The organism is Mesorhizobium sp. WSM4906, from assembly GCF_029674625.1.
GTDB lineage: Bacteria > Pseudomonadota > Alphaproteobacteria > Rhizobiales > Rhizobiaceae > Mesorhizobium.
The window spans coordinates 4,780,856-4,804,497 of sequence record NZ_CP121355.1; the positions used below are offsets into that span (position 1 = coordinate 4,780,856).

Genomic DNA, 23,642 nt, shown 5'->3' on the forward strand with positions numbered 1-23,642 from the left:
CTACCAATCCATCACCACCTTGCCCGAACTCCCGCTCCGCATCGCATCGAACCCGACCTGGAAATCATCGATGCCTATCCGGTGCGTAATGAGCCCCGAAACATCCAGCGGCCCCTGCACCAGAGCGATCATCTTGTACCAGGTCTCGAACATCTCGCGCCCGTAGATGCCCTTCAAATGCAGCATTTTGAAAATGACCTTGTTCCAGTCGATCTCGAAGCCGGTGGGCGCTATCCCGAGGATCGCGATCTTGCCGCCGTTGTTCATGGTGTCGATCATGTCGCGGAAGGCCGGCGCCGCGCCCGACATCTCCAGCCCGACGTCGAAACCCTCGGTCATGCCGATCGATGGCATGACGTCGCGCAGCTTCTCCTTCGAGGCGTCGACGACATGCTGGACGCCGAGCTTGCGCGCCAGATCCAGCCGGACCGGATTGATGTCGGTGATGACGACCTTTCTGGCGCCGACGCACTGAGCCACCAGCGCGCCCATGATGCCGATCGGGCCGGCGCCGGTGACCAGCACGTCCTCTCCCACCAGATCGAAGGACAAGGCGGTGTGGACCGCATTGCCCAACGGATCGAAGATGGCGGCGATCTCGTCGGGCACGTCGTCGGGGATCGGCACGACATTGTGCTGCGGGATCACCATGTACTCGCCGAAGGCGCCGGGCCGGTTGACGCCGACGCCAAGCGTGTTGCGGCAGAGATGCCCTCGCCCGGCGCGGCAGTTGCGGCAGTGGCCGCAGACGATGTGGCCCTCGCCGGAGACGCGCTGGCCGACCTTGTACTCGGTGACCGCCGCGCCGTAATCGGCGACCGTGCCGACGAATTCGTGGCCGGTAACCATCGGCACCGGCACGGTTTTCTGCGCCCACTGGTCCCAATTGTAGATGTGGACGTCGGTGCCGCAGATCGCGGTCTTTTTCACCTTGATCAGCACGTCGTTCGGGCCGACCTCCGGCACCGGCACCTGTTCCATCCAGATGCCCGGCTCGGCCTTGGCCTTCACCAGCGCCTTCATCATGTTGGACATCAGGTTCTCCCAGTGTTTCGGAGGCTTGCGTTCTGTCGCGCCCCCCTCTGTCCTGCCGGACATCTCCCCCACAAGGGCGGAGATCGATCATCGCGTTTGCCTTCGCCAATCGCTAACGTCGCAAGATAGACGCCGCGCCGAAACTGCCAATCTCCCCCCAAGTGGGGGAGATGTCCGGCAGGACAGAGGGGGGCGCCGTAGAGCATGAACATTCGCGATTATTTAACTATGCCGAGCTCGCGCCCGACCTCGCCGAACGCCTCGACCGCCCGATCGATATCGGCGCTGGAGTGGGCTGCCGACATCTGCGTGCGGATACGCGCCTGGCCCTTGGGCACCACCGGGAAGGAGAAGCCGATGACATAGATGCCGCGCTTCAGCATGCGCTGCGCCATCTCCTGCGCAAGTGCGGCGTCGCCCAGCATCACCGGGATGATCGGGTGATCCGCCCCGGCAAGTGTAAAGCCGTGCTTACCCATTTGAGAGCGGAAGCGTTGCGCATTGGCATATAGGCGCTCGCGCAGCGCACCGCCATTGCGGATCAGCTCGAAGACTTTCAGCGAGGCGCCGGCGATTGCCGGCATCAGCGTGTTGGAGAAGAGGTAGGGCCGCGAGCGCTGGCGCAGCCAGTCGACCACTTGGCTTTTTCCCGACGTGTAGCCACCCGACGCGCCGCCGAGCGCCTTGCCGAGCGTGCCGGTGATGATGTCCACCCTGCCCTCGACACCGCAATGCTCGGCCGAGCCGCGGCCGTTCTTGCCGACGAAGCCGACCGCATGGCTGTCGTCGACCATGACCATGGCATCGTATTTCTCGGCGAGATCGCACACCCCCTGGAGGTTGGCGATAATGCCGTCCATCGAGAAGACGCCGTCGGTGGCGATCAGGCGGAACCGGCAGTCCTTCGCCTCCTTCAGCCGCGCCTCGAGATCGGCCATGTCGTTGTTGGCGTAGCGGAAGCGCTTTGCCTTGGAGAGCCGGACGCCATCGATAATGGAGGCGTGGTTCAGCGCGTCCGAGATGACGGCGTCCTCCTCGCCGAGCAGCGTCTCGAACAGGCCGCCATTGGCGTCGAAGCAGGAGCCGTAGAGGATGGTGTCCTCCATGCCGAGGAAGGACGAGATCGTTGCTTCGAGCTGCTTGTGCTCTTCCTGCGTGCCGCAGATGAAGCGCACCGAGGCCATGCCGTAGCCGTAGCGGTCGAGCGCCTGTTTCGCGGCCTCGCGCAATTCGGGGCTGTCGGCGAGGCCCAGATAATTGTTGGCGCAGAAATTCAGCACCTTCTGGCCGGCTACCTCGATCTCGGCCGACTGCATCGAGGAGATGACCCGCTCGGACTTGTAGAGTCCGGCCGATTTCAGGCCCTGAAGCTCGTTGTCGATGTGGGAGAGGAACGCTGCGCTCATTGTCTGGCCCTGTTCGTTTGACGCGGACTGTCGCGCCGCGGGCAAGAAAAATCCATCGCAAAAACGACCGCTTCGGTGGCGCTGCGAAAGACGCGCCGCAATCCCCTCACCGCATCGGAACGAGGATGCATTCAAATGTCGGCGATGCCCGAAAGGACGTGATAACCATTTTGCGAGCTTTGTCGCGCGGCCGGGCCCGGCGCCGCGCCCGCTTGCCAAGCTGTTAACCCTTTCAGGTCAAGGGTCTTCCCGCCACGAATCCATGGCAGGAATCCGTCGACCGGAGGGGTCACCGAGTTATGTCGCAGCAGCCAGTGCAGAGCGTTTCGCGCAAGCTGATTCTGCTCATCAAGACCGGTTACTGGCTGGCGCTCACCATCATTGCCGCCATGGTGATGGCCTCCTTCATTCTCCTGCAGCAGCTGATGGCACAGCAGCGGCACAATGATGCGCTGCTCGATATCGTTTCCACGCAGAAGGCGCTGTCGCAGCGCATCGTCTTCCTGGCCAGCGCCACCGGCGCCGCCTCGCGCGACAAGCAGCCGGCGCTGGTCACGGCGCTCAAGCAGGCAACGGGCGAGTTCGAGACCAACTACGACCGGCTGCTCAAGGAGACCGGCGCCGATCCGCTGTCGCCGGCCCGCAACGATCCGAAATCGATCGAATACGTGCTGTTCAGCAAGCCGTTCCACCTCGATTATTTCTCGGTCGGCCTCGTCGCCAACGGCGACAGGCTGGTATCGTCCTTCGAATCCCAGCTCGGCATGAAAAGCGACGGCTACAAGGCCGGCGGCGAACGCGCCGGCCTCGATGCCTCGGTCGCCAATGCGACACTGTCCGGCTATGCTGCGCTCGGCCAGCGTATCAGCGCCTTTGCCGACGAGCGGTCGGGCAACATGCTCGACCTGCACCGCACGCTGTTCTTCGCCACCATCGGCGTCATCGTGCTGGTGGCGCTGTTCATCTTCCGGCCGATGTCGAAGGCCATCCTGCGCAAGACGCATGAGCTGGTCGATGCCCGCAATTCCATGGCCTTCATCGCCGTGCATGACGGCTTGACCGGCCTGCACAACCGCACCTTTCTCACCGATCATTTCGACACGCTGATCAAGGGAGCGCACCGGCGCCGCGAGCGGCTGGCGGTGATCCAGTTCGACCTCGACCGCTTCAAGCAGATCAACGACACGCTGGGGCACGCAGCCGGCGACTATGTGCTTGTCGTCACCGCCCAGCGCATGCGCGATTCCTGCCGCGCGTCGGATCTTTGCGCCCGCCTTGGCGGCGACGAGTTCGTGATGATCCTCAACGGCGCCGGCTCCACAGAGGACATCCACGCGCTGGCCAAGCGCATCCTCGGCGAAATCAACGAGCCGATCACCTTCCAGGGCACGACCATCATGCCCGGCGCCAGTGCCGGCATCGCCGTCTATCCGGTCGACGCCGACAGCGCGCAGGATCTGCTCGTCCATGCCGATCTCGCGCTCTATTCGGCCAAGAAGCTCGGCGGCGGAAGCTTCTCCTTCTTCTCCGAGGAGCTTCGGCGCGAACTCGACTACCGCAAGCAGCTCGAACAGGACATCCGCATCGCGATCGCGGAAAAGACCTTCGAGGTCTATTTCCAGCCGCAGGTGTCGCTCACCAGCGGCAAGATCAGCGGCATCGAGGCGCTGGTGCGCTGGAAGCACGCCACGCGCGGCATGATTTCGCCCGGCGAATTCATTCCCGTGGCGGAGAAATGCGGCTTCATGCCGGACATCGGCCGCATCGTCATCACCAAGGCGATCAACGAGGCGGCCGAATGGGACCGCGCCGGCATCGATTTCGGGCGCATCGCCGTCAATGTCTCGGGCACCGAGCTGCGCGAGACGGATTTCGACACGTTCCTGTTCTCGACGCTTGAGCGGGCCGGGCTCGCGCCGCAGAAGCTGTCGCTGGAAATCGTCGAATCCGTCATCCTCGACGACGAGAAGACCGGCATCGCCGCCAAGCTCAGGCACATCCGCGCCGCCGGCGTCCACCTCGAGCTCGACGATTTCGGCACCGGCTACGCATCGCTCAGCCACGTCAATCCGAACGAGATCGACCGGCTGAAGATCGACCGCCGCTTCGTCCAGAACATCAACGAGAACGGCGACAACACCAAGATCGTACGCGCCATCACCGAGCTTGCCCGCGGGCTCGGCATCTCGATCGTTGCCGAGGGCGCGGAAACCGAGGCCGAGCTCGACTCGCTGATGGCGATCGGCTGCGACCAGGTGCAGGGCTATTCGATCGCCTTCCCGATGCCGCAGGACAAGGCGCGCGAATGGCTGACGGCGCGCAGCCCCAAGAAGGCGAGGCTGAAGGTGCTGCGGGGCAGCCTCGCATAGCGCGATCGGCCGGCAAGCTTGACAAGCGCGGACAGGCATGGCGGCCTGTCGCGATTGCAACCGGAACTTGCGGATGCCGCTGCTTCGACTCCTTCTACAGACGCTGTTGCTCGTGGCGTCTCCAGCGCTTGCCGCCGACCGGACCATCTATCTCACCTTCGACGACGGTCCGCTCGCCGGCACAGCCAATATCCTCGACGTGCTGCAGGCCGAGCAGGTGCCGGCAACATTGTTCATGGTCGGCATGCATGCCGAGGCCAATGCGGCCAACCGGGCGCTGCTGCAGCGGGCGAAGTCGATGCCGCTGGTGACGATCGGCAATCACAGCTACAGCCATGCCTACAACCACTACCGGCATTTCTACGGCGACACCGAAGGCGTGGTTGCCGATATGCTGAGGGCGAACGCCGTGCTCGGCCTTAAGCCCGCCGTGCATGCGCGGCTGCCGGGGCGCGACGTGTTCCGGCTGCCGTCGATGTCGAAGGACGACAACTCGCTTGGGCTGGCGCAGGCCGGCCGCGAGGACCCGGACTACGAGTTCGTCGCCGCGTCGGGATTCTGGCTCTACGGCTGGGATCATGAATGGGTGCATGAGGACAGCGGCAAGCCGGTGCAGAGCGTCGACCATCTGGTGAGCGAGATCGACCATCTGTTCGGCTACGGCCATTTCGCCAAGCCGGGCAGGCTGATCCTTCTGATGCATGACGAGATGTTCCAGGACGCCTTCGACGGCAAGGCGAAGCTCACGGCACTGATTGCGGCGCTCAAGCTGCGCCGCTACGCCTTTGGCGCCATTCCCACCTACGATTGAGCCGGTTAACCGCCGGCATTGGCCCGCAGCGCCGCAAGCACCTGCGCGAACTCCGCCAGCCGTTCGTCCGGTAATCCGGTCCGCAGCCGCTTGTCGAAGTCAAGCGCGGCCTTGCGCAGCCTTTCGAACAGCGCCTCGCCGGCCTCGGTCAGCGCCACCTGATGCACCCTGCGGTTTTCCGGATCGCGGCGGCGCGTCAGCAACCCTTGCGCCTCCATGGCGTTGAGATGATGGGTCAGCGTCGCGCCCTGGATGCCGATCATACCGGCAAGCTCGCGCTGGTTGGCAAGTTCCTTCGACTTGACCGAGAGCAAGGTCAGCCAGACCGGCAGCGTGCCGCCGGCCTCCACCAGGGCAGCGTCGAAGGCTTGCGCGACCACCTTGGCGGTGCGGGCGAGGTTCATGCCGACTGGCGGGCGATCAAACGGCGTCATGGCCGGACACTAGAACAAGCAGTTGCTGGACGAAACAATATGCCATGCATTGACATCTAACCGTTAGATATCTAACTTTGTCTTATTGATGACGTCGCATCATGCTGCGACGCGCGGCGGCGGGCGGAAGAGAGGAATGCGGTCATGCAATATGTCTACATCGTCGTGATCGGCCTGCATGTCATGGCCGGCGTCTTCTGGGCCGGCACGACCATCGCGGTTGCGCGCGATCCGGAGATCAAGGCGGAGCACTTCATCCGGCCGCAGCTCGGCGCCTCCGGCCTGGTGTTTCTGACCGGCCTGCTGCTCTGGTATTTCTTTCATCAGGGTGTTTTCGGCTCGATGGAGATGGTGCTCGCGCTGGGTATCGCGACGGCGCTGATCGCCGCGGGCGTGCAGGGCGCCGTTGTGGCCTCCGCCAGCAGGCAATTGGCCGCCGCCGATGGGGCAACGCAAACCCAACTGCGCGCGAAGATGACGAGGGGCGAGCGCATCGCCGGCGGGCTGCTGGTCATCACCGTGCTGTGCATGGCGACCGCCAGGATGTTTTGAGAAATCGCACGTCGCCGGCACCAGGCCGGCGCCATGCGCGGCGCGCAACCGATCGAAGCGGCAGGTGGCTCTCCTTGCTAAGGCCGGTTGCGCGCCACCGATGGAGCTCCATTCCGATCTTATCGGAATGCGGCTCCATCTTTTTGTTTGATCATGATCTTTTCCGCACCAAAGGTCAGCGCAGCGAAAACCGGTTTCCACTTTTGCTTCGCTGATCTTCGGTTCGGGATCATGCTCCACGCTTCAGATCCGGATCCCGAACCTGATGCCGTCATAGATGGCGGCGTGAATGTTGCGCGAGGCGACCGCGTCGCCGATGCGGAACAGGACGAAGCCGCCCTCCGGATTGCGCGCCGGAAAGATGTCGCCGCCGCTCACCAGCCGCTCGTAGTCGACCGCGCCACCATTCTTCGACAGCGGCTTCAGCGCAAGGTAAAGATCGTCGAGCGGCGCCGTGCCGTGCTCGACCACCACCTGGTCGACGCGCCGCTCGCCGCGCCAGCCGTCGGCGAAGTCCGACGCCAGCTCGGCGATGAGCTGATTGCCCTCGCGCCGCACCGAGCGCAGGCGGGTATTGATGGTGACGGTGACGCCTTTCTCGTGGAAGGCGCGCATATAGGGCACGTGGTTCAGACCGCCCATTTCCGGCGCGAAGAAGCGTTCGGGCGAAACCAGCTCCAGTTTGGAGCCGCTGTTGGCAATGAGTTCCGCCGCGCCCATGCCCTGATGGCCGCCATTGTCGTCATAGAGCAGAACATTCTCGGCCGGCTTGACGCTGCCGGCCATGATGTCCCAGCTCGAGGTGACGAGATCGCCGCCCGCGGTCAGCGGCGGGTTCTGCGGCAGACCGCCCGTGGCGACGATCACCACATCCGGCGACAGCGCCAGAACATCGCCCTTCTCGGCCCAGGTATCGTAGCGGATTTCGACGCCGAGCCGGTCGAGCTCGGCCAGCCGCCAGTCGATGATGCCGATCAACTCCTTGCGGCGTGGGTTCTGCGTCGCGAGCCGCACTTGGCCGCCTGCCTGGCTCGACGCTTCGAGCACCGTCACCCGATGGCCGCGTTCGGCCGCGACGCGAGCGGCTTCCAGGCCACCGGCGCCTGCGCCTACAACGACCACGCGCTTGCTCGGCCCGTCGCTCTTTTGGATGACGTGCGGGATATCAGCCTCGCGGCCCGTCGCGGCATTGTGGACGCAGAGCGCCTCGCCGCCCTCATAGATGCGGTCGAGGCAATAGGTTGCACCGACGCAAGGGCGGATCTCATGCTCGCGCCCTTCCATCACCTTCTTGACGATGTAGGGATCGGCGATATGGGCGCGCGTCATGCCGACCATGTCGAGCTTGCCGGTGGCGATCGCATGGCGTGCGGTAGCGACATCGGAAATGCGTGCCGCATGGAAAGTCGGGAACTTCGTCGCCGCCCTCACCTCGCCGGCGAAGTCGAGATGCGGCGACGAGCGCATGCCGGTCACAGGGATGACCTTGGTCAGCGCCGCATCGGTTTCGATCGAGCCGCGGATGATGTTGAGGAAATCGACCTTGCCGGAATTGGCCATGCGCCGGGCGATCTCGACGCCCTCCTCCTTCGACAGGCCCTTTTCGAAATCCTCGTCGGCGACCATGCGGATGCCGACGACGAATTTTTCCCCGACCGCCGCGCGAACCGCGTCCAGCACCATATTGGTGAAGCGCAGCCGGTTGTCGAGCGAGCCGCCGAAATCGTCGTCGCGCTGGTTGGTGGCGGGCGACCAGAATCCGTCCATCAGATGGCCGTAGGATTCGAACTCGATGCCGTCGAGGCCGGCGGCCTGGCAGCGCTGCGCGGCGGAAGCATAGTCGGCGACGATGCGCTCGATGTCCCAATCCTCGATGGTCTTGGGGAAGGCGCGATGCGCCGGCTCGCGCACCGGCGAGGCCGAAAGCACCGGAAGCCAGTCGGCCTTGTTCCAGCCAGTGCGGCGGCCAAGGTGGGTGATCTGGATCATCACCTTGCAGTCATGCTCATGGCAGGCGTCCGCCAGCTCTGCCAGCCACGGCACGATGCGGTCGTCATAGACGTGCAGGTTGCCGAAGGCGGCCGGGCTGTCGCGCGACACGACCGCCGAGCCCGCCGTCATGGTCAGCGCCATGCCGCCCTTGGCTTTCTCGGCATGGTAGAGCCGGTAGCGCTCCTTCGGCATGCCGTCCTCGGAATAGGCCGGCTCATGGCTGGTCGACATCACCCGGTTCTTCAGCGTCAGATGCTTGAGCTGGTAAGGTTGGAGAAGCGGGTCGTTGCTGGTCATCGTCTTCCTGCCGTTTCAAATTGTGCTAATGAGCGGTCAAACGCGCTGCGCCCGAGAGGACCGCAACGCTTCTTTCAACCTTCGTTTCGTGCCCGTCGCCGTTGAACTGCGCTTCCAGCGGCTGGGAGCAAGGAGCCGCCCATGACCGATGCAAGAAACCTCACCCAGCTCGGCAAGCACGTCGAGACGCCACAGAGCCCCGAACAGGCGGTCCTGGAGACCGTGCCGTTCAATCGCGGCGACGGACCGCCGGCGATCGTGCGCTTCACCTGCCCGGAATTCACCTCGCTCTGTCCGGTCACCGGCCAGCCCGACTTCGCCCACATCGTCATCGATTACGCGCCGGACAAGACGCTGGTGGAATCGAAGTCGCTGAAACTGTTCATGACCTCGTTCCGCAATCACGGCGCCTTCCACGAGGAATGCACCGTCATGATCGGCCGCCGCATCGTCGAGGCGACCAAGCCGCTGTGGCTGCGCGTCGGCGGCTACTGGTTCCCGCGCGGCGGCATCCCGATCGACGTCTTCTGGCAGACCGGCGCGCCGCCCGAAGGTGCCTGGCTGCCCGACACCGGCGTGGCGCCCTATCGCGGGCGCGGTTGAAATCTGTTGCGAAAGGCTGGCGGGACAGCGCCCCCCTCTGTCCTGCCCGTCCTGCGCAGCAGCTGCGCTGCAGCTGCGGAGGGTGGACCGGACATCTCCCCCACAAGGGGGGAGATTGGCAGCTTCGGCGCCCCGCCTATCCTGCACCGTCGGAGATTGGCGAAAGCCGGCGTGACATCTGATCTCCCCCCGAGTGGGGGAGATGTCCGGCAGGACAGAGGGGGGCGCGAAGGATCGCTGTTGCTGATTTTTAAGCACTGTCATTCGCACTGGTACTGGCTCAGCGCCCATTCGCCGGTGACCGACAGAAAGTCGGAGATCTTCCAGTCGCCGCCGACCTTCTTCAGCTTCCATTCCAGACGGTGCTGGTGGCCTTCGACGACGAAGGCCACAACCACCTTGGCATCGTCGCCATTGACGGCCTCGATGGTGCGCAGGCTCTTGTCGATGGCGAGCTTGTCGTAATCGGCATTGTCGAGCGCCATGTTGGGATCGAGGCATTCGCCCTGGCCCGAGGCGCGCAGCGCATCGCTCTTGTCGAGCACGCTCTTCGCGGGATCGATGAAGTTCTTGCGCTGAGCCGGGTCCAATTCCAGCCCGAGATGCTCATAGAAGGGCCTTACCACCGCCGTTGGCGATCCGGGCAGGATGGGAGCGGCGGGTGCCGGCGGCGACTTGTCGACCGCAGGCGGCGACTTGTCGACCGCAGGCGCATTAACGCCCGCGGACGCGTTCGGCGGCGGCGAACCGAACAGTCCCTGGGCGCAAGCGCCGCCGTTCAGCCCCGCGGCCAGCATCGACAGGCTCGACAGCGCGAGGACGAGACGGCGCAGCAAGGCATCACTCCGTCGAGGCGCCGCATCCCAGCGCGCTGAGCGTCCAGCTGCTGGTCTTGGAGGTGATGTCGGCGATCTTCCACTTGCCGTCCACTTTCTTCAGCGACCACACCATTTCGCGTTTGGAGTCATCGCCTTCCGGGAAAAGATTGAAGTTTGCCGTTACCTCGGCGGTGTCGCCATTGACGGTCTCGGCAAGCTTAAGCGTCTTCGATACCGTCTTCTGATCGAAATCCTGGGCGTCGAGGCCCGGGTCGAAATCGATGCAGGATACCTCGTCGGGCTTCTCCTTCTGCGCCTTGTCGTTGGCCTCGAAGAGCTTGGTGACCGGCGTGGTGAAGCGGTCGCGGTATTTCGCGTCCGCCTCGAACTTCACTTCAGGCACATAGAAGAACTTCACGGCCTTGGACGCCGGCCCGGCAAGTGCCGCGGCGGGCAAGGCGATCGACATGGCGGCGGCCAGCACTATCGGTCTCATGCAGGATCTCCGGATGTTCGGCGGCGTGGCGGCAGGATCACCACCACGCATCCTGCATATCGGCTTTTTCGCGGCGCATGAAGTCCTTGCGCCGCCGTCTCAGGCTTCAAGCCAGACGTTCTGGAAGTCCATTTCGTAGGTCTGATGCATGGCGTAGTTCTTCACCTTCTTGTTCATGTGGCAGTAGAGCTTCTGCCAGAACGGCTGGATGATGACGCCGGAGTCCTGCAGGATCTGCTCGACGTCCTTCATCACCTCCTTGCGCTTGGCGACGTCGATCTGCGACAAGGCCTCCTTGAGCTTGGCGTCGAAATCCGGGTTGGAATAAGCCGTCTCATTCCAGGCCTCGCCGGTGCGGTAGCCCAGCGCCAGGACCTGGACGCCGAGCGGTCGCATGTACCAGATGGTCATGGAATAAGGGTATTTCGTCCAGTCGTTCCAGAAGGTCGAGCCCGGCAGCACCGTGCGCTTCACCTTGATGCCGGCATCGCGCAACTGGCCGGCGATCGCGTCGCCTGTGTTCTTCTGCCACTCGTCCTCGACGGTGATCAGCTCGTGCTCGAAGTCGGCCTGGCCGGCTTCGGCCATCAGCTTCTTGGCCCCGGCCGCGTCCCGCTCCTTCTTGGGCAGCGGATAGTATTCGGGATGGATCGGGCTGACATGATGGTTCTCGCCGACCGTGCCGCGGCCATTATAGCCGAGCTGCATGACCTGGTTGTTGTCGACGGCCATCTGCAGCGCGTTGCGCACCCGTTTGTCGTCGTAGGGCTTGTGCGTGATGTTGGTGCGGGCGACGAGCGTGGTCGCCGTTGCGACCTCTGATTTCACCAGATCCATCTTGTCGAGCGGGTCGATGAAGTCGGCCGGCGTTTCGAAATCGAGGTCGATCTCGCCGGAATCGAAGGCATTCAGCGTGGCGTTGAAGTCGGTGCCGTAATCGATGAACTCGACCCCGTCGAGCGGCGCTTCGCCACCCCACCACTTGCCGTTCTCGCGGCGCTTGACGACCGCCTTCTGGCCGACCGCGTAGGAGACCAGCTCGAAAGCTCCGGTACCGATCGGCTTCTTGATCGGGTCGGCGCCATCCTTGTCGAAGTCGCGATGCACGATCAGCGCCGGATAGTCGGTGAAGCCCGGTATGATCGCGATATCGGCTTCGGAAAGCTTCAGCTTGACCGTATGGTCGTCGACCTTGGTGATGGCGCCGTCCTTCGCCTTGCCGGTCTTGGCATCGACCAGCGCGCCGACGCGTGCCGCCATGGAATTGCCGGAAGCCCCCTTCTCGCACCAGCGGTTCAGGTTGAAGACCACGTCATCGGCGTTGAAGGCATCACCATTGTTCCAGGTCACGCCCTTGCGCAGATGCAGCGTGTATTCGGTGGCATCGTCGTTGACGTCCCAGCTTTCGAGCAGCACCGGCTCGAAAGTGAACTGATGCGTGTAGCGCACGAGCGGCTCCAGCCAGGTGCGGGTGACATTTGCCATCTCCGTCCAGTCATAGGTGCGCGGATCCTTCTGCGCCTTGACGGACATCGCGACATGCAGCGTTCCGCCTTTCTTCGGCTCGTCTGCCAGGGCCTTTGTCGGCGCGGCGAGGCCGATCATGCCATAGGCGAAAGCCGTCGATGCGCCGAAAGCGCTCGCCAGCGCCAGGAATTCGCGGCGGTCGACACGACCCGCCCGCGCCTCCTCCGCCATCGCCTCGATGGCGGCGGGGACCCGGTCGCCATTGCTTCTGAAAAGTGTCATTCTCGTTCTCCCATTGATTTCTTCAGGTCTTCGCCCGGTTTGTTTCAACTGTCGTTGATATGCATCAACTAATGCTGTCCGGCAGCTTTTCCTCACGCCGCGCGATCAAATCCGCGAGACCCTCGGCGATGCCCTCGTCGAGTTTCGGCTCCTGGTAGTCGGCGAGCATGGCGCGCGCCTTTTCCCGGCCGCGCGTGTCATGATCCTTGGCGCCTTCGGCGCTCCACTGCTCGAAGGAATTGAAGTCCATGATGTTCGGCATGAAGAAGGCGCGCTCGAAATGCTCCAGCGTGTGCTGGGTTCCGAGGAAATGCCCTTGCGGACCGACCTCGCGGATCGCGGCCATGGCGTCCTTGAAATCGTCGAAGGGAACGCCGCCGGCATATTTGTACCAGCCGACCAGCTGCTCGCAGTCCGTGGCGAATTTCGAATAGCCGCAGGTGAGGCCTGCTTCGAGCCAGCCGGCCGAGTGCCAGATATAGTTGGCGCCGGCGAGGATCGCGGCATGCATGAGCATGTTCGCCTCATAGCCGGCCTGGGCGTCGTTGAGCTTGGAGCCGACATGGAAGCCGGAGGTGCGCCAAGGCAGCTTGTACTTCCTGGCCAGCGCGCCCATCAGATACATCATCTGGGCGGCCTCCGGCGTGCCGCCCATCGGGGCGCCGGTCTTCATGTCGACCGTCACCATGAACTGGCCGTATATCTGCGGCGAGCCGGGACGGATGAGCTGGGTGAAGGCAACGCCCGCAAGCGCCTCGGCGTTGACCTGCGCGACCGCGCCGACGGCGGAGGCGGACGTCGAGGCGCCGCAGAGCGCGAAGGGCGCCAGGATCAGCGGCTGGTTGTGGCGGGCATAGACCCGCATGGCGTCGAGCATGGTGGCGTCCCACACCAGCGGCGAATTGCAGTTGGTGATCGCCACCAGCACCGGATTGTCGCGCACGAACTCCTCGCCGAAGACGATCGCAGCCATCGCCATGGTGTCCTCGGCCCTCTCCTTCGACGTCACGACGCCCATGAACGGCTTGTCGGAGTGCTTGAGCGCCGAATGGATGATGTGAAGATGCCGCTTCGGCACCGGGATCTCCATCGGCTCGCAGATGATCGAGCTCGACGAATGCAGCGCCGGCGCCATGTAGGCGAGCTTGTGGAAATTGTTGAGGTCGGCGAGCGTGCCGTAGCGCCGCTTGTTGTCGAGGTCGCGCACATAGGGCGCGCCATACATCGGCACGAAGATCGAGTTCTTGCCGCCGACGCGGACCGTGCGCTCGGGATTGCGCGCGTTGAGCGTGAATTCCGGCGGGACCTTCGAGACGAGTTCCATCAGCAGCGCGCGGTCGATGCGCACACGCGTTTCCCTGACGTCGGCGCCCGCCGCTTTCCAAAGCGCGATTGCCTCGTCGTCACGGAATTCGCAGCCCACTTCCTCGAGGATCTTGAGCGACTCTTCGTGGATCAGTTCCACCGCCTCGTCGGGCACGATCTCGTAGACGGGGATCTGCCGGACCAGCGTCGGAAAGGACGCAACCGGGGCGCTTCTGAGCGCCTTGCGCCCAAGGCGGCCGCCGCCGCGACGATGGGTCGGTTCAGTCAATTCAGCGGCCAGTGCGTTCATGGAGCCTCCTTCTTCCCGCCTGCCCAAGTTAGCGAGACGAAATATGGATGTGACGCTGGAAAATCCTGATCTCTTGTATAAGCTGCACTTATGCGAAGCCTACGCCACCTCCTCCCTTCCGCCGGCAGCCTCGTCGTCTTCGAGGCGGCGGGCCGGCTGTCCAGCTTCACCGCGGCCGGGCGCGAGCTCGGCATGACGCAGGCGGCCGTCTCCTATGCGGTGCGCGGGCTGGAGGAACAGCTCGGCGCAAAGCTCTTCCAGCGCCGCCATCGCCAGGTGCTGCTGACGGAGGCCGGCGAGCGCTTCCACGCCGACGTCTCGCTCGGCCTGTCGCATATCCGCAAATCGGCCGAGGATCTTCGGCTGCAGGCGACCGGCGGGCACGTGACTTTAGCCGCCTCGACTGCCTTCGGCTCGTTCTGGATGATGCCGCGGCTGCAGCAGTTCCGCGACGAGCTGCCGGGCGTCGACCTGCGCATCCAGACCGCCGACCGCGACCTCGACATCATCGCCGAGGGCATTCCGCTCGGGGTGCGCGGGGGGATGCCCCGCGACTGGCCGGACTATCATTCCCTGTCGCTCTCCGACGAAGAGATCTTCCCCGTCGCCGGGCCTAGCTATCTCGCCAAATTCGGCATGCCGAAGACCGTCGCGGAACTGGCAACGCACAGGCTCATCCATCTCGAGGAGCCCTATCGCGAGGCCCCGAACTGGGACGAATGGTTCGCGTCTGCCGGAACCAGCCTGCGCAATGCCGAGCGCGGGTTGCGCATCAACGACTATGCGCTGGTGATCCAGGCGGTGATGGAGGGGCAAGGCATTTCGCTCGGCTGGCGGCATCTGGTCGAGCGGCTCGTGGCGTCGGGCCTGCTCGTGCCGGTGACCGACCATGTGATGCGGACCGGCATCGGCTTCCACGTCATCTGGCCGAAGAACCGCGAGCTCAGCGACAATGCGCGCAAAGTGAGGGACTGGCTGGTGGCGCAGGCGTGAACTAGCCCCTCCCCCACCCGGTTCGAATCCGCCTATAATCGGCGCATGCCCATTCGCCAGCTTTCAGAAACAATGATCAACCAGATCGCCGCCGGCGAGGTGATCGAGCGCCCGGCGAGCGTGGTGAAGGAATTGGTCGAGAACGCGCTCGACGCCGGCGCGAGCAGGGTCGAGATCGTCACCGGCGGCGGCGGGCTTTCTCTCATCCGGGTCACCGACGACGGCTCGGGCATTCCCGAAAACGAACTGTCATTGGCGGTCGCCCGGCATTGCACCTCGAAGCTCTCCAACGACATCCACGACATCCGTTCACTGGGTTTTCGCGGCGAGGCGCTGCCCTCGATCGGCTCGGTGGCCAGGCTTTCGATCCGCTCGCGCACGGAAAGCGGCGACGCCGCGGCCGAGATCGGCATCGACGGCGGCCGGGTTTCTGCCGTCAAGCCGGCGGCCGCAAACCGCGGCACGACGGTCGAGGTGCGCGACCTCTTCTTCGCCACGCCGGCACGGCTCAAATTCATGAAGGGCGAGCGCGCCGAAAGCTCGGCCACCAGCGATGTGGTGAGGCGGATCGCGATAGCCTTCCCGGCCGTGCGCTTCACCCTTGCCGGCTCCGACCGTTCGACGCTCGAATTGCCGGCGACCAGCGACACGCCGGAGGGCCGGCTTGCTCGCGTCGCGCAGGTGATGGGCAAGGATTTCCCCGACAATGCCATTGCCATCGATGCCATGCGCGACGGGGTGCATCTTGCCGGCCACGTCTCGATCCCTTCCTACACGCGCGCCAACGCGTTGCAGCAATATGCCTATGTCAACGGCAGGCCGGTGCGCGACAAGCTGATCGCCGGCGCGATCCGCGGCGCCTTCGCCGACGTCCTGCCGCGCGACCGGCATGCGGTCACGGTACTGTTCCTGACGCTCGATCCGGCGACCGTCGACGTCAACGTGCATCCGGCCAAGGCCGATGTGCGCTTCCGCGATCCGGGCCTGGTGCGCGGGCTGATCGTCGGCGCCATCCGCGAGGCTTTGGCCGGCGCCGGCATCCGGGCGGCAACCACGGGCGCCGCCGGCATGATGGCGGCGTTCCGGCCGGGCGCGGCGCCATACGCGCATCCCGGCCCGACCAGCGGCCACCGCAGCTACGAGGCCGCCTACCATGCCTCAGGCTCCAGCGGTTTCGACCCCTCGCGCTCGCCGCACCGACCGCTCGATATGGGCCATGGCGGGGCGTGGCCGCCGCGAAACGGCTTCGCCGAGAACGAGCAAGCCGCTTTCGACACCGGACCGCTTGCCAGCGCCGACGCGCGGGCGGGCACTGCCGAACCGACTGAGGCGTTGCTCGGCATGGCGCTGGGCGCGGCGCGGGCGCAGGTGCACGAGAACTACATCGTCGCCCAGACCAGGGATTCGCTCATCATCGTCGACCAGCATGCCGCGCATGAGCGGCTGGTCTACGAGGCGCTGAAGAACGCGCTGCATTCGCGCGCGGTGCCGTCACAGATGCTGCTCTTGCCTGAAATCGTCGACCTGCCCGAGGAGGACGCCGAGCGGCTGGCGATGCATTCTGAGACGCTCGCCAAATTTGGCCTCGGCCTTGAGCGCTTCGGTCCGGGCGCGGTGGCGGTGCGCGAGACGCCGTCGATGCTCGGCGAGACCAATGTGCAGCAATTGGTGCGCGACCTTGCCGACGAGATCGCCGACAACGATACGGTCGAGACGCTGAAGGAGCGGCTGGACAAGATCGCGGCGACCATGGCCTGTCACGGCTCGGTGCGCTCGGGCCGACTGCTCAAGGCCGAGGAGATGAACGCGCTGCTGCGCCAGATGGAGGCGACGCCTGGCTCCGGCACCTGCAACCACGGCCGCCCGACCTATATCGAATTGAAGCTCGCCGACATCGAAAGGCTATTCGGGCGACGGTGAATAATCGCATAGGGCGCAGACCCCCACCCCGCCGCTTCGCGGCGACCCTCCCCACAAGGGGGAGGGTAAGGGCGCGGCGCCCTACCTCCCCCTTGTGGGGAGGTCGGACCGAAGGTCCGGGTGGGGGGCCAAGAAAAGAGCCGCTCGAAGCGGCTCTTTTCTTGAGTCGGGAAACGGCTTCAACCCTCTGACTTACCGCTTCAAATTCACCACGATCACGCCACCCAGCGCGAGCGCGCCGCCGAGGATGCCGAGCAGGCTCGGCACTTCGCCCAGCCAGAAGAAGCCGATCAAGGCGGAGGTCGGCGAGACGAGATAAAGGAAGTTCGAAGCGCGCGCGGCAGGCAGGCGCGACAGCGCGATCGCCCAGGCGGCGTAGGCGATCATTGAGGGCACGATGCCGAGATAGATGACGGCGCCGAGGCCGGCGGTGTCGGCAACTGCGGCCTGCGAAAACGCTTCCGGCAGGAAGGGCGACAGGCAGAGCGCGCCGAGCACCATGTTGGAAGCGGCGATCGTCAGCGGATGATGGCGGGCAAAGAGCGGCTTCTGGACGATGGTGTTGACGGCCGAGCAAAGGGCTGAGCCCAACACCAGGAGCGCGCCGGCGTTGAAATGCAGGCCGTGCCCGTCCGCCACCGCGATGATGCCGATGCCAGTGAACGAGATGACCGTGCCGAGCCATGCCAGGCCGGAAAACCGCTCGCCGAGCAGCGCCATCGCCATGATCGCCGTGAAGATCGGGCTGACATTGATGATGAAGCCGGCGGCGCCCGCAGAGACGGTCAGCTCGCCGAAATTGAGCATTGCGGTGTAGAGCGCGACGAAGATGGCGCCGCCGAAGCCGAAGCGCCAGAGCTCGTCGACCCGGGGCAGAGCCGGGCGCTTGACGGCGAGGAAGATGGCCGCCGGCACGGCCGCGATGGCAAAGCGCAGCGCCCCCAACTCCAGCGGCTGGAAAGCGGCAAGGCCGGCGCGAATCGCCGGGAAGGCTGAAGCCCAGCCGGCCACGGTCAGCGCCACCGCTATGGCAGCGGTGGTGTCCATGCGCTGTGTCTCATTCAACGTGCCGGTGTAAGCGCTCATCGCCGTATCCTCGTCTTCCAGTGCCATGGGATGAGAAAATCCCATTGCCGGCCGATTGACAAACGAGCAATTCGAGGGTCAGCTGTGAGCATGGATCACAGCTCGAACCAGATGCTGCCGCTCGAAACCTTGCGCGCCTTCGACGCGGCGGCGCGCACCGGAAGCTTCTCGGCGGCGGCCGAAAAGCTAAACCTCACCCATGGCGCGGTGAGCCGCCAGATCGCCAAACTGGAGGGCTGGCTTGGCCTCAAGGTGTTCGAACGCAACGCGCGCGGCGTGACGCTGACCAATGAAGGCAACCGGCTGCATCTTAGAACCACCGAAGCCTTCGCGCTGATCTCGGTCAACTCCGACCGCTGGGTCGAGCCACGCGGCGCCGCGGTGGTGCGGCTGGCCTCGATCCCTTCGGTCAGCGGTCTCTGGCTGATGCCGCGCATGGCGGCGCTGGAAAACAGCCCGACGCGGCTGCGCATCGTGCTCGACGTCGACAACCGCCAGGCCGACCTTGCCGACGAAGGCATCGACCTTTCGGTGCGCTGCGGGCGCGGCCGCATTCCGGGCCGCGTCTCGGTGCAGCTGTTCGAGGAGCATATTTTTCCGATCGCATCGCCGGAACTGGCGAAGAAGATCGGCCAGGGCGACCCGGCCCGGCTGCTCAAATTCCCGCTGATCAACGATTCAGACGCCTCCGGCTGGCGCGCCTGGTTCGCGGCGCAGGACGTGGACTATCGCCCTCGCCCGCAGGACCGGCGCTTCGAGGACTACAATCTGGTGCTCGACGCGGCGGCGTACGGGCTGGGCATTGCGCTGGCGCGGCCGCCGCTGACGCAGGATCAGGTGAAGTCGGGCCGGATCGTCGCCGTCGACGAGCGCGTCGCGCTCAATCCGGTGTCCTACTGGCTCGATCGCCCGGTTGGCCGGCCGCGCGCCGCCGCCGCCGATCTTGCCCGGCGCATCGGCGAGCAGGCCGGGCTGGCGCCGGCGAAGCTCGAAGCCTTCCTGCAGGACGACGACTGAGACTCGTCAGCGAAGCAGCATCAGCACGATTGTCGTGGTCGCGGCCGAGACGATGGCCGTCACGACCGATATCGCCCACAGCGGCGTCTGGCCGGGTTCGGATCGCGGCGCATGACCCGCAGGGCGGGCTGCCGCGCCCCGTGGTTGCGGCGCGTTGGCATTGGCCGCGACCAGCACCGCTGAAGCGAGAGCCGGCGAGAATGAAGACGGTGGCGGCGTTGGTGCGGCCCTTGCCGCGCTGTCTTCGGCCGGCGGCTGCGCCCGGGTGACCGATGGCTGGTCGACGTCGGCCGCCGGCCTGCGCGCCTGAGCCCTTGCCGAAGCATCATCGGTGCCGGGATCCGGCTCCATGACGGCTCTGTAGGCACTTTCGATCTCGGCCGAGGACAAGCGCTGCGATGCTTGCGCGGGCGGCTTGGCCAAGGAACCGTTCAGCGCCTGCGCGGCGAACTGAGCCGACTGCACCGTTTCGGGCGCCGGCGGCTGGACGAGCGCCTTGACCAGCGCTGCTGTCGCCGGATCGGGCCCGGCCGACGGCACCGGCTGCGGGGTGAGCGCCTCCCTCAGCAGAGACGCCTTGCTGGCATTGGCGATGTCCATGGCGCTTCCAGTCTACCGCTTCCTGTCTATCATTGTGCCATGCAGCAATATTACATGAGCGTTGCGCCAAGCTTGACCTTGCCCACGATTTGTGGCGATTGAACCCATATGAACCCAAGCGTCATTTCATGATGAACCGTTTTGAAGGCCCCGGCGGCAAGGAAGCGCGCATCCGCTATCTCGACGGCGACTTCCAAGTGACCAGCCCCGGCGCGTTCGTGCGCTGCGCGGTGACCGGCGAGAGCATTCCGCTGGACGAGCTCAAATATTGGAGCGTTGCCAGGCAGGAGCCTTATGTGAGCGCCGCCGCGTCGCTGCGGCGTGAGATCGAGATGCATCCGGAGATGAGAAGCCGGCGGTAGGCCCTCACCTTCGTCATCCCCTCAACTTACGCTGCCGCCACGCATCCAGCGTCTCACCGACGATGCGCTCCGGCACGTGCTCGATCTCGAACACCGCATCGATCTCCAGCACGTCGAGCTGATCGAGGAAGCCGGCGGGTGCGGCGCCGTGGCGGAGCCGCGCGGCGTCCTTGGCGGTGGTGACGAGGCGCAGCCTTTCGCGTTTGGCGAGCGCAGCAAGGTCGGCGAGCTCGTCCGCGGCGTAGAAATGATGGTCGGGGAAGGCGCGCGACAGCGCGACCTCGCCGCCGGCCCCGCGCAGCGTGTCGAAGAATTTCTCGGGATGGCCGATGCCGGCAAAGGCAAGAAAGCGGCCGCCGGCAAAGCGCGCCGGGTTCGCCGGCTCGACATGCGCCAGGAAGATCGGACGGCCGGCGCGCGCCGCCTGGCGCACCACCGTATCGGCGCCACTCCCCTCGCCCATCTTCAGCAGGCCGCTGGTGAAGACCAGCTGGTCGACGACCTTGGCCCTGAGCGGCCCGCCCGGAATGACGCGGCCGTTGCCGATGCCGAAGCGCGCGTCGACCACGACCAGCGCGTAGTCGATATGAATGCGCGCCGACTGGAAGCCGTCATCCATGATCAGGAAGTCGCAGCCATGCTCTTCCAGCAGCAGCCTGGCGCCGGCGGCGCGGTTGGGCGTCACCGCCACCGGCGCATGTTCGGCAAGCAACAGCGGCTCGTCGCCGACATGCTTGGCGGCGTCGTGATGCGCGTCGACGACATGCGGCTTGGCGAAGGAGCCGCCATGGCCGCGCGACAGGAAGCCCGGCGTGAGCTGCATGCGCCTGGCCTGTTTGGCAAGAGCGATGGCGACCGGCGTCTTGCCGCTGCCGCCGACGGTGAGATTGCCGATGCAGAGCACGGGCGCTGAGACCTTCTCGCGCGGCGCATGGCGCATGCGGCGGCCAGCCACCATTCCGTAGACAGCCGACGCCGGCGACAACGCCAGCACCCGCCAGTCCGGCTTTTCCCACCAGAAGGGGGGCGCTTCGCTGGTCATGGCGCCTGCCCCACGCGCCCTATTCCTGCGCATGATCCTTGCCAAAAATCGGGTCCGATTTTTGGGATCATGCGCTAACGCCCGTTGGCGCCTTTCAGGCGCGCCTTGACGACCAGCGGCTGGATGTAGGGCTCGAGCGATTTCAGCGTGCGGGCGAGCGCGCCGCGCATCTCGTCGACGGTCGCGGCGCCCGCCGCCATCATCTCGTGGCGTGCGGCTTCATTGGTCAAAAGGAAATTGACGGCGCCGGCCAGCATGTCGCGGTCGCGCACCAGCTTGGCGCCGCCGCGGTCGAGCAGGCGCTGATAGGTCTCGCGGAAATTCTGCACGTTGCGGCCTGCAAGCACGGCCGTGTCGAGCATCGCCGGCTCCAGCGGATTCTGGCCGCCCTGCGAGGTCAGCGAGCGGCCGACGAAGGCGATCTCGGTCAGCCTGAGATAGAGCCCCATCTCGCCGATGGTGTCGCCGAGCAGGATATCGGTGTCCGGTGAGATCCGGTCGCCCTTGCTGCGCCTCGCCACCGTCAGTCCCATGCCGGAAATCTGCGCGGCAAGCGTGTCGGCGCGGTCCGGATGGCGCGGCACGACGATGGTCAAGAGGCCATGATGGCGCTTGTGCAAGGTCGCATGAACTTCCGCCGCGACGACCTCCTCGCCGTCATGGGTCGAGATCGCCGCCCAGGTCGGCCGCGCGCCGATCTGGCGCTGCAGCGTCGCCAGCGCCCGCTCGTCGACCGGCGGCGGGTTGGTGTCCACCTTGAGATTGCCGGAGACGGTGACGGGACGGGCGCCCAGCGCCCGGAAACGCTCGCCGTCGACATCGGACTGGGCAACGACATGGGCAAGGTTCTCGAACAGCGCCTCGGCGACGCTGGAACGCTTCTTCCACGACCGGAAGGAGCGGTCCGACAGCCGGCCATTGACCAGAACCTGCGGCACGTTGCGCGCGCCAAGCTCCAGGATGGTCATCGGCCAGATCTCCGATTCGGCGATGATGGCCAATTCCGGCTGCCAGTGATCGAGGAAGCGGCTGACCGCGGGCTTGAGGTCGAGCGGCACATACTGGTGGATGATGCGGCTGCCGAGCCGCTCGTCGGCGACCTTCGCCGAGGTCACGGTGCCGGTCGTGAGCACGACATTGACGCCATAGTCGAGGATGCACTCGACCAGCGGCACGACGGCGATCGTCTCGCCGACGCTCGCGGCATGGATCCAGATCACCGGGCCTTCCGGGCGCGGCCGGCCGGCGACGCCGTAGCGCTCGCGGCGGCGGACGCGATCTTCCTTGCCGCGCGAGGCGCGCCAAGCGACATAGGGCCCGATCAGAGGATAGGCGACGGCCCCCGCGTAGCGGTAGGCGGTCAGGGCAGCGCGCGCCCAGCGCTCGCTCATTTGGCGCCGTCCACGAGGCGGTAGGCCTCGGCGGTCGCTGCATTGAGCGAGGCGGTGACCTCCTGGCGCTTGCGCTCCATCTCGGCGTCGTCGGCGTCGGCCGGCACGAAGACGGGTGTTCCGACGATGACCGCGGACCGGCCGAAAGGCAGGTTGATGGTTGTCTTGTCCCAGCTTTTTTCCAGCACCTTGCGGCGGCTGGTGGCGATCGCCGAAGGCAGGATAGGCCGGCCGGACAGCCGTGCCAGCAGCACGATGCCCAGCCCAGCGTCGCGCGGGGTGCCGTGCGGGATGTCAGCGATCATGGCGACATTCTTGCCGGCGACCAGCGATTTCTTGAGCGCGATCAAGGCTTTGGCGCCGCCTTTGTCGAGATGCCTCGAACTGTCGCGGCCGCCCGAGCCGCGCACCGCCTCGATGCCGAATTTCTCGATCATCAGCGCGTTGAGCTCGGCATCGGCACTGCGCGAGACCATGGCGACCAGCGGCCGACCCTTGGGATAGTAGGCGGGCGTCAGCAGATGCTGGCCGTGCCACAGCGCGATGATGCCGGGCTCGAGATGCGCATAGGCACCGCCGGCAACCTGCGTCGATCCCTTGACCAGCGGGCTGGTGATGCGAATCAGGCGCACGAACCAGGCGAACAGGCTGGCGATGAAATTCTTGACGAATCGCGACTGGGCGAGCGGCTCGCGGATGCGGCGCCACAACGTGCGCGTCCCGCCTCGCCTGGCGGCGCGCCCGGCCGCCCCTTTCACCGCTTCATGCTCCATAGATGTCAACCGGTTGCCTTCGTCTCTGGGTCGAGCAACCGATGCAGGTGAACGACGAAATAACGCATATGGGCATTGTCGACGCTGGCCTGCGCCTTCGCCTTCCATGCGGCGTGCGCGGATTGATAGTCGGGGTAGATGCCGACGATGTCGAGCGCATCCAGGTCACGAAACTCGGTTCCACCCAGCTTTTTCAGCTCGCCGCCGAACACAAGGTGCAAAAGCTGCTTCTTTCCGTCTTCCACGGCCATGCCGATCCTTCGCAGATTCATGAGTTTTGT

Annotated in this window: 23 protein-coding genes; 9 read left to right on the forward strand and 14 right to left on the reverse strand. The window is 65.3% G+C overall.

Translation table 11 applies throughout. From position 1 onward, the window contains the following. Positions 1–1,035: an L-threonine 3-dehydrogenase gene (gene tdh, locus QAZ22_RS23030; RefSeq protein ID WP_278202998.1), complete on the reverse strand. Its 1,035-nt coding sequence runs from the start codon at positions 1,033–1,035 to the stop codon at positions 1–3. 218 nt (positions 1,036–1,253) lie between these two features. After that, on the reverse strand, positions 1,254–2,441 hold the full coding sequence (locus QAZ22_RS23035; protein ID WP_278202999.1) for a glycine C-acetyltransferase: 1,188 nt from the start codon (positions 2,439–2,441) through the stop codon (positions 1,254–1,256). 299 nt (positions 2,442–2,740) lie between these two features. On the opposite strand from QAZ22_RS23035, the gene QAZ22_RS23040 reads away from it, so the two are divergent. After that, positions 2,741–4,810, forward strand: a complete 2,070-nt coding sequence (locus QAZ22_RS23040; RefSeq protein WP_278203000.1) for an EAL domain-containing protein — start codon at positions 2,741–2,743, stop codon at positions 4,808–4,810. Positions 4,811–4,883: 73 nt separating this feature from the next. Continuing rightward, positions 4,884–5,621: a polysaccharide deacetylase family protein gene (locus tag QAZ22_RS23045; RefSeq protein WP_278203001.1), complete on the forward strand. Its 738-nt coding sequence runs from the start codon at positions 4,884–4,886 to the stop codon at positions 5,619–5,621. Positions 5,622–5,626: 5 nt separating this feature from the next. Here the strand turns inward: QAZ22_RS23045 and QAZ22_RS23050 are convergent, their stop codons facing one another. Beyond that, positions 5,627–6,055, reverse strand: a complete 429-nt coding sequence (locus tag QAZ22_RS23050; RefSeq protein WP_278203002.1) for a MarR family winged helix-turn-helix transcriptional regulator — start codon at positions 6,053–6,055, stop codon at positions 5,627–5,629. A 144-nt stretch (positions 6,056–6,199) separates the two neighbouring features. Between QAZ22_RS23050 and QAZ22_RS23055 the strand changes: the two genes are divergently transcribed. After that, entirely contained in the window at positions 6,200–6,607 is a 408-nt protein-coding gene (locus tag QAZ22_RS23055; RefSeq protein WP_278203003.1) for a hypothetical protein, read from the forward strand. Between the two features lie 243 nt (positions 6,608–6,850). On the opposite strand, the gene QAZ22_RS23060 is transcribed toward QAZ22_RS23055, so the two are convergent. Next, positions 6,851–8,896, reverse strand: coding sequence for an NADH:flavin oxidoreductase (locus QAZ22_RS23060; RefSeq protein WP_278203004.1), 2,046 nt, complete (start codon positions 8,894–8,896; stop codon positions 6,851–6,853). On the opposite strand from QAZ22_RS23060, the gene QAZ22_RS23065 reads away from it, so the two are divergent. Further along, positions 8,886–9,041, forward strand: coding sequence for a hypothetical protein (locus tag QAZ22_RS23065; RefSeq protein ID WP_278203005.1), 156 nt, complete (start codon positions 8,886–8,888; stop codon positions 9,039–9,041). The genes QAZ22_RS23060 and QAZ22_RS23065 overlap by 11 nt on opposite strands. Continuing rightward, on the forward strand, positions 9,038–9,499 hold the full coding sequence (gene queF / locus QAZ22_RS23070) for a preQ(1) synthase (RefSeq protein WP_278203006.1): 462 nt from the start codon (positions 9,038–9,040) through the stop codon (positions 9,497–9,499). Before QAZ22_RS23065 ends, queF begins: the two co-directional genes overlap by 4 nt. A gap of 260 nt (positions 9,500–9,759) precedes the next feature. On the opposite strand, the gene QAZ22_RS23075 is transcribed toward queF, so the two are convergent. The 4 genes from QAZ22_RS23075 to QAZ22_RS23090 all read right to left on the reverse strand — a co-directional run bounded on the left by QAZ22_RS23075 (position 9,760) and on the right by QAZ22_RS23090 (position 14,177). Next, complete coding sequence (locus tag QAZ22_RS23075) at positions 9,760–10,335, reverse strand: hypothetical protein (protein ID WP_278203007.1); 576 nt, start codon at positions 10,333–10,335, stop codon at positions 9,760–9,762. Between the two features lie 4 nt (positions 10,336–10,339). Continuing rightward, positions 10,340–10,813, reverse strand: a complete 474-nt coding sequence (locus QAZ22_RS23080; RefSeq protein WP_278203008.1) for a DUF3828 domain-containing protein — start codon at positions 10,811–10,813, stop codon at positions 10,340–10,342. Between the two features lie 99 nt (positions 10,814–10,912). Continuing rightward, positions 10,913–12,562, reverse strand: a complete 1,650-nt coding sequence (locus tag QAZ22_RS23085) for an ABC transporter substrate-binding protein (RefSeq protein ID WP_278203009.1) — start codon at positions 12,560–12,562, stop codon at positions 10,913–10,915. A gap of 64 nt (positions 12,563–12,626) precedes the next feature. Then, positions 12,627–14,177, reverse strand: a complete 1,551-nt coding sequence (locus QAZ22_RS23090; protein WP_278203010.1) for a trimethylamine methyltransferase family protein — start codon at positions 14,175–14,177, stop codon at positions 12,627–12,629. A 90-nt stretch (positions 14,178–14,267) separates the two neighbouring features. Between QAZ22_RS23090 and QAZ22_RS23095 the strand changes: the two genes are divergently transcribed. Together QAZ22_RS23095 and mutL are read left to right on the forward strand one after the other, a co-directional pair. Next, positions 14,268–15,170 carry a LysR substrate-binding domain-containing protein gene (locus tag QAZ22_RS23095; protein ID WP_278203011.1) on the forward strand — a complete coding sequence of 301 codons (903 nt, stop codon included), beginning with the start codon at positions 14,268–14,270 and terminating at the stop codon, positions 15,168–15,170. A 45-nt stretch (positions 15,171–15,215) separates the two neighbouring features. Continuing rightward, positions 15,216–17,090, forward strand: a complete 1,875-nt coding sequence (gene mutL / locus QAZ22_RS23100; RefSeq protein ID WP_278203012.1) for a DNA mismatch repair endonuclease MutL — start codon at positions 15,216–15,218, stop codon at positions 17,088–17,090. Positions 17,091–17,282: 192 nt separating this feature from the next. Here mutL and QAZ22_RS23105 read toward each other — a convergent pair whose 3' ends face one another. Next, positions 17,283–18,176, reverse strand: coding sequence for a DMT family transporter (locus tag QAZ22_RS23105; protein ID WP_278207915.1), 894 nt, complete (start codon positions 18,174–18,176; stop codon positions 17,283–17,285). A 90-nt stretch (positions 18,177–18,266) separates the two neighbouring features. Here QAZ22_RS23105 and QAZ22_RS23110 point away from each other — a divergent pair, with 90 nt between their 5' ends. Continuing rightward, complete coding sequence (locus tag QAZ22_RS23110; protein ID WP_278203014.1) at positions 18,267–19,193, forward strand: LysR substrate-binding domain-containing protein; 927 nt, start codon at positions 18,267–18,269, stop codon at positions 19,191–19,193. Between the two features lie 6 nt (positions 19,194–19,199). Here the strand turns inward: QAZ22_RS23110 and QAZ22_RS23115 are convergent, their stop codons facing one another. Then, entirely contained in the window at positions 19,200–19,793 is a 594-nt protein-coding gene (locus QAZ22_RS23115) for a hypothetical protein (protein ID WP_278203015.1), read from the reverse strand. A gap of 128 nt (positions 19,794–19,921) precedes the next feature. Between QAZ22_RS23115 and QAZ22_RS23120 the strand changes: the two genes are divergently transcribed. Beyond that, positions 19,922–20,155, forward strand: coding sequence for a DUF2093 domain-containing protein (locus QAZ22_RS23120; RefSeq protein WP_278078145.1), 234 nt, complete (start codon positions 19,922–19,924; stop codon positions 20,153–20,155). 13 nt (positions 20,156–20,168) lie between these two features. On the opposite strand, the gene lpxK is transcribed toward QAZ22_RS23120, so the two are convergent. The 4 genes from lpxK to QAZ22_RS23140 all read right to left on the reverse strand — a co-directional run bounded on the left by lpxK (position 20,169) and on the right by QAZ22_RS23140 (position 23,612). Then, on the reverse strand, positions 20,169–21,197 hold the full coding sequence (gene lpxK / locus QAZ22_RS23125) for a tetraacyldisaccharide 4'-kinase (RefSeq protein WP_278203016.1): 1,029 nt from the start codon (positions 21,195–21,197) through the stop codon (positions 20,169–20,171). 74 nt (positions 21,198–21,271) lie between these two features. Further along, positions 21,272–22,588, reverse strand: coding sequence for a lipid IV(A) 3-deoxy-D-manno-octulosonic acid transferase (gene waaA / locus QAZ22_RS23130; RefSeq protein WP_278203017.1), 1,317 nt, complete (start codon positions 22,586–22,588; stop codon positions 21,272–21,274). After that, on the reverse strand, positions 22,585–23,361 hold the full coding sequence (locus QAZ22_RS23135; RefSeq protein WP_278207916.1) for a lysophospholipid acyltransferase family protein: 777 nt from the start codon (positions 23,359–23,361) through the stop codon (positions 22,585–22,587). Before QAZ22_RS23135 ends, waaA begins: the two co-directional genes overlap by 4 nt. Before the next feature lie 5 nt (positions 23,362–23,366). Next, positions 23,367–23,612, reverse strand: a complete 246-nt coding sequence (locus QAZ22_RS23140) for a DUF4170 domain-containing protein (protein WP_278078142.1) — start codon at positions 23,610–23,612, stop codon at positions 23,367–23,369. Positions 23,613–23,642 lie beyond the last annotated feature (30 nt).

What these genes read in the sequence shown, in the direction of transcription:
- tdh (WP_278202998.1), bottom strand. Translation starts at nt 1,035, where the DNA reads ATGTCCAACATGATGAAGGCGCTGGTGAAGGCCAAGGCCGAGCCGGGC.
- QAZ22_RS23035 (WP_278202999.1), bottom strand. Translation starts at nt 2,441, where the DNA reads ATGAGCGCAGCGTTCCTCTCCCACATCGACAACGAGCTTCAGGGCCTG.
- QAZ22_RS23040 (WP_278203000.1), top strand. Translation starts at nt 2,741, where the DNA reads ATGTCGCAGCAGCCAGTGCAGAGCGTTTCGCGCAAGCTGATTCTGCTC.
- QAZ22_RS23045 (WP_278203001.1), top strand. Translation starts at nt 4,884, where the DNA reads ATGCCGCTGCTTCGACTCCTTCTACAGACGCTGTTGCTCGTGGCGTCT.
- QAZ22_RS23050 (WP_278203002.1), bottom strand. Translation starts at nt 6,055, where the DNA reads ATGACGCCGTTTGATCGCCCGCCAGTCGGCATGAACCTCGCCCGCACC.
- QAZ22_RS23055 (WP_278203003.1), top strand. Translation starts at nt 6,200, where the DNA reads ATGCAATATGTCTACATCGTCGTGATCGGCCTGCATGTCATGGCCGGC.
- QAZ22_RS23060 (WP_278203004.1), bottom strand. Translation starts at nt 8,896, where the DNA reads ATGACCAGCAACGACCCGCTTCTCCAACCTTACCAGCTCAAGCATCTG.
- queF (WP_278203006.1), top strand. Translation starts at nt 9,038, where the DNA reads ATGACCGATGCAAGAAACCTCACCCAGCTCGGCAAGCACGTCGAGACG.
- QAZ22_RS23080 (WP_278203008.1), bottom strand. Translation starts at nt 10,813, where the DNA reads ATGAGACCGATAGTGCTGGCCGCCGCCATGTCGATCGCCTTGCCCGCC.
- QAZ22_RS23085 (WP_278203009.1), bottom strand. Translation starts at nt 12,562, where the DNA reads ATGACACTTTTCAGAAGCAATGGCGACCGGGTCCCCGCCGCCATCGAG.
- QAZ22_RS23090 (WP_278203010.1), bottom strand. Translation starts at nt 14,177, where the DNA reads ATGAACGCACTGGCCGCTGAATTGACTGAACCGACCCATCGTCGCGGC.
- QAZ22_RS23095 (WP_278203011.1), top strand. Translation starts at nt 14,268, where the DNA reads ATGCGAAGCCTACGCCACCTCCTCCCTTCCGCCGGCAGCCTCGTCGTC.
- mutL (WP_278203012.1), top strand. Translation starts at nt 15,216, where the DNA reads ATGCCCATTCGCCAGCTTTCAGAAACAATGATCAACCAGATCGCCGCC.
- QAZ22_RS23105 (WP_278207915.1), bottom strand. Translation starts at nt 18,176, where the DNA reads ATGAGCGCTTACACCGGCACGTTGAATGAGACACAGCGCATGGACACC.
- QAZ22_RS23110 (WP_278203014.1), top strand. Translation starts at nt 18,267, where the DNA reads ATGGATCACAGCTCGAACCAGATGCTGCCGCTCGAAACCTTGCGCGCC.
- QAZ22_RS23115 (WP_278203015.1), bottom strand. Translation starts at nt 19,793, where the DNA reads ATGGACATCGCCAATGCCAGCAAGGCGTCTCTGCTGAGGGAGGCGCTC.
- QAZ22_RS23120 (WP_278078145.1), top strand. Translation starts at nt 19,922, where the DNA reads ATGATGAACCGTTTTGAAGGCCCCGGCGGCAAGGAAGCGCGCATCCGC.
- lpxK (WP_278203016.1), bottom strand. Translation starts at nt 21,197, where the DNA reads ATGACCAGCGAAGCGCCCCCCTTCTGGTGGGAAAAGCCGGACTGGCGG.
- waaA (WP_278203017.1), bottom strand. Translation starts at nt 22,588, where the DNA reads ATGAGCGAGCGCTGGGCGCGCGCTGCCCTGACCGCCTACCGCTACGCG.
- QAZ22_RS23135 (WP_278207916.1), bottom strand. Translation starts at nt 23,361, where the DNA reads ATGGAGCATGAAGCGGTGAAAGGGGCGGCCGGGCGCGCCGCCAGGCGA.
- QAZ22_RS23140 (WP_278078142.1), bottom strand. Translation starts at nt 23,612, where the DNA reads ATGGCCGTGGAAGACGGAAAGAAGCAGCTTTTGCACCTTGTGTTCGGC.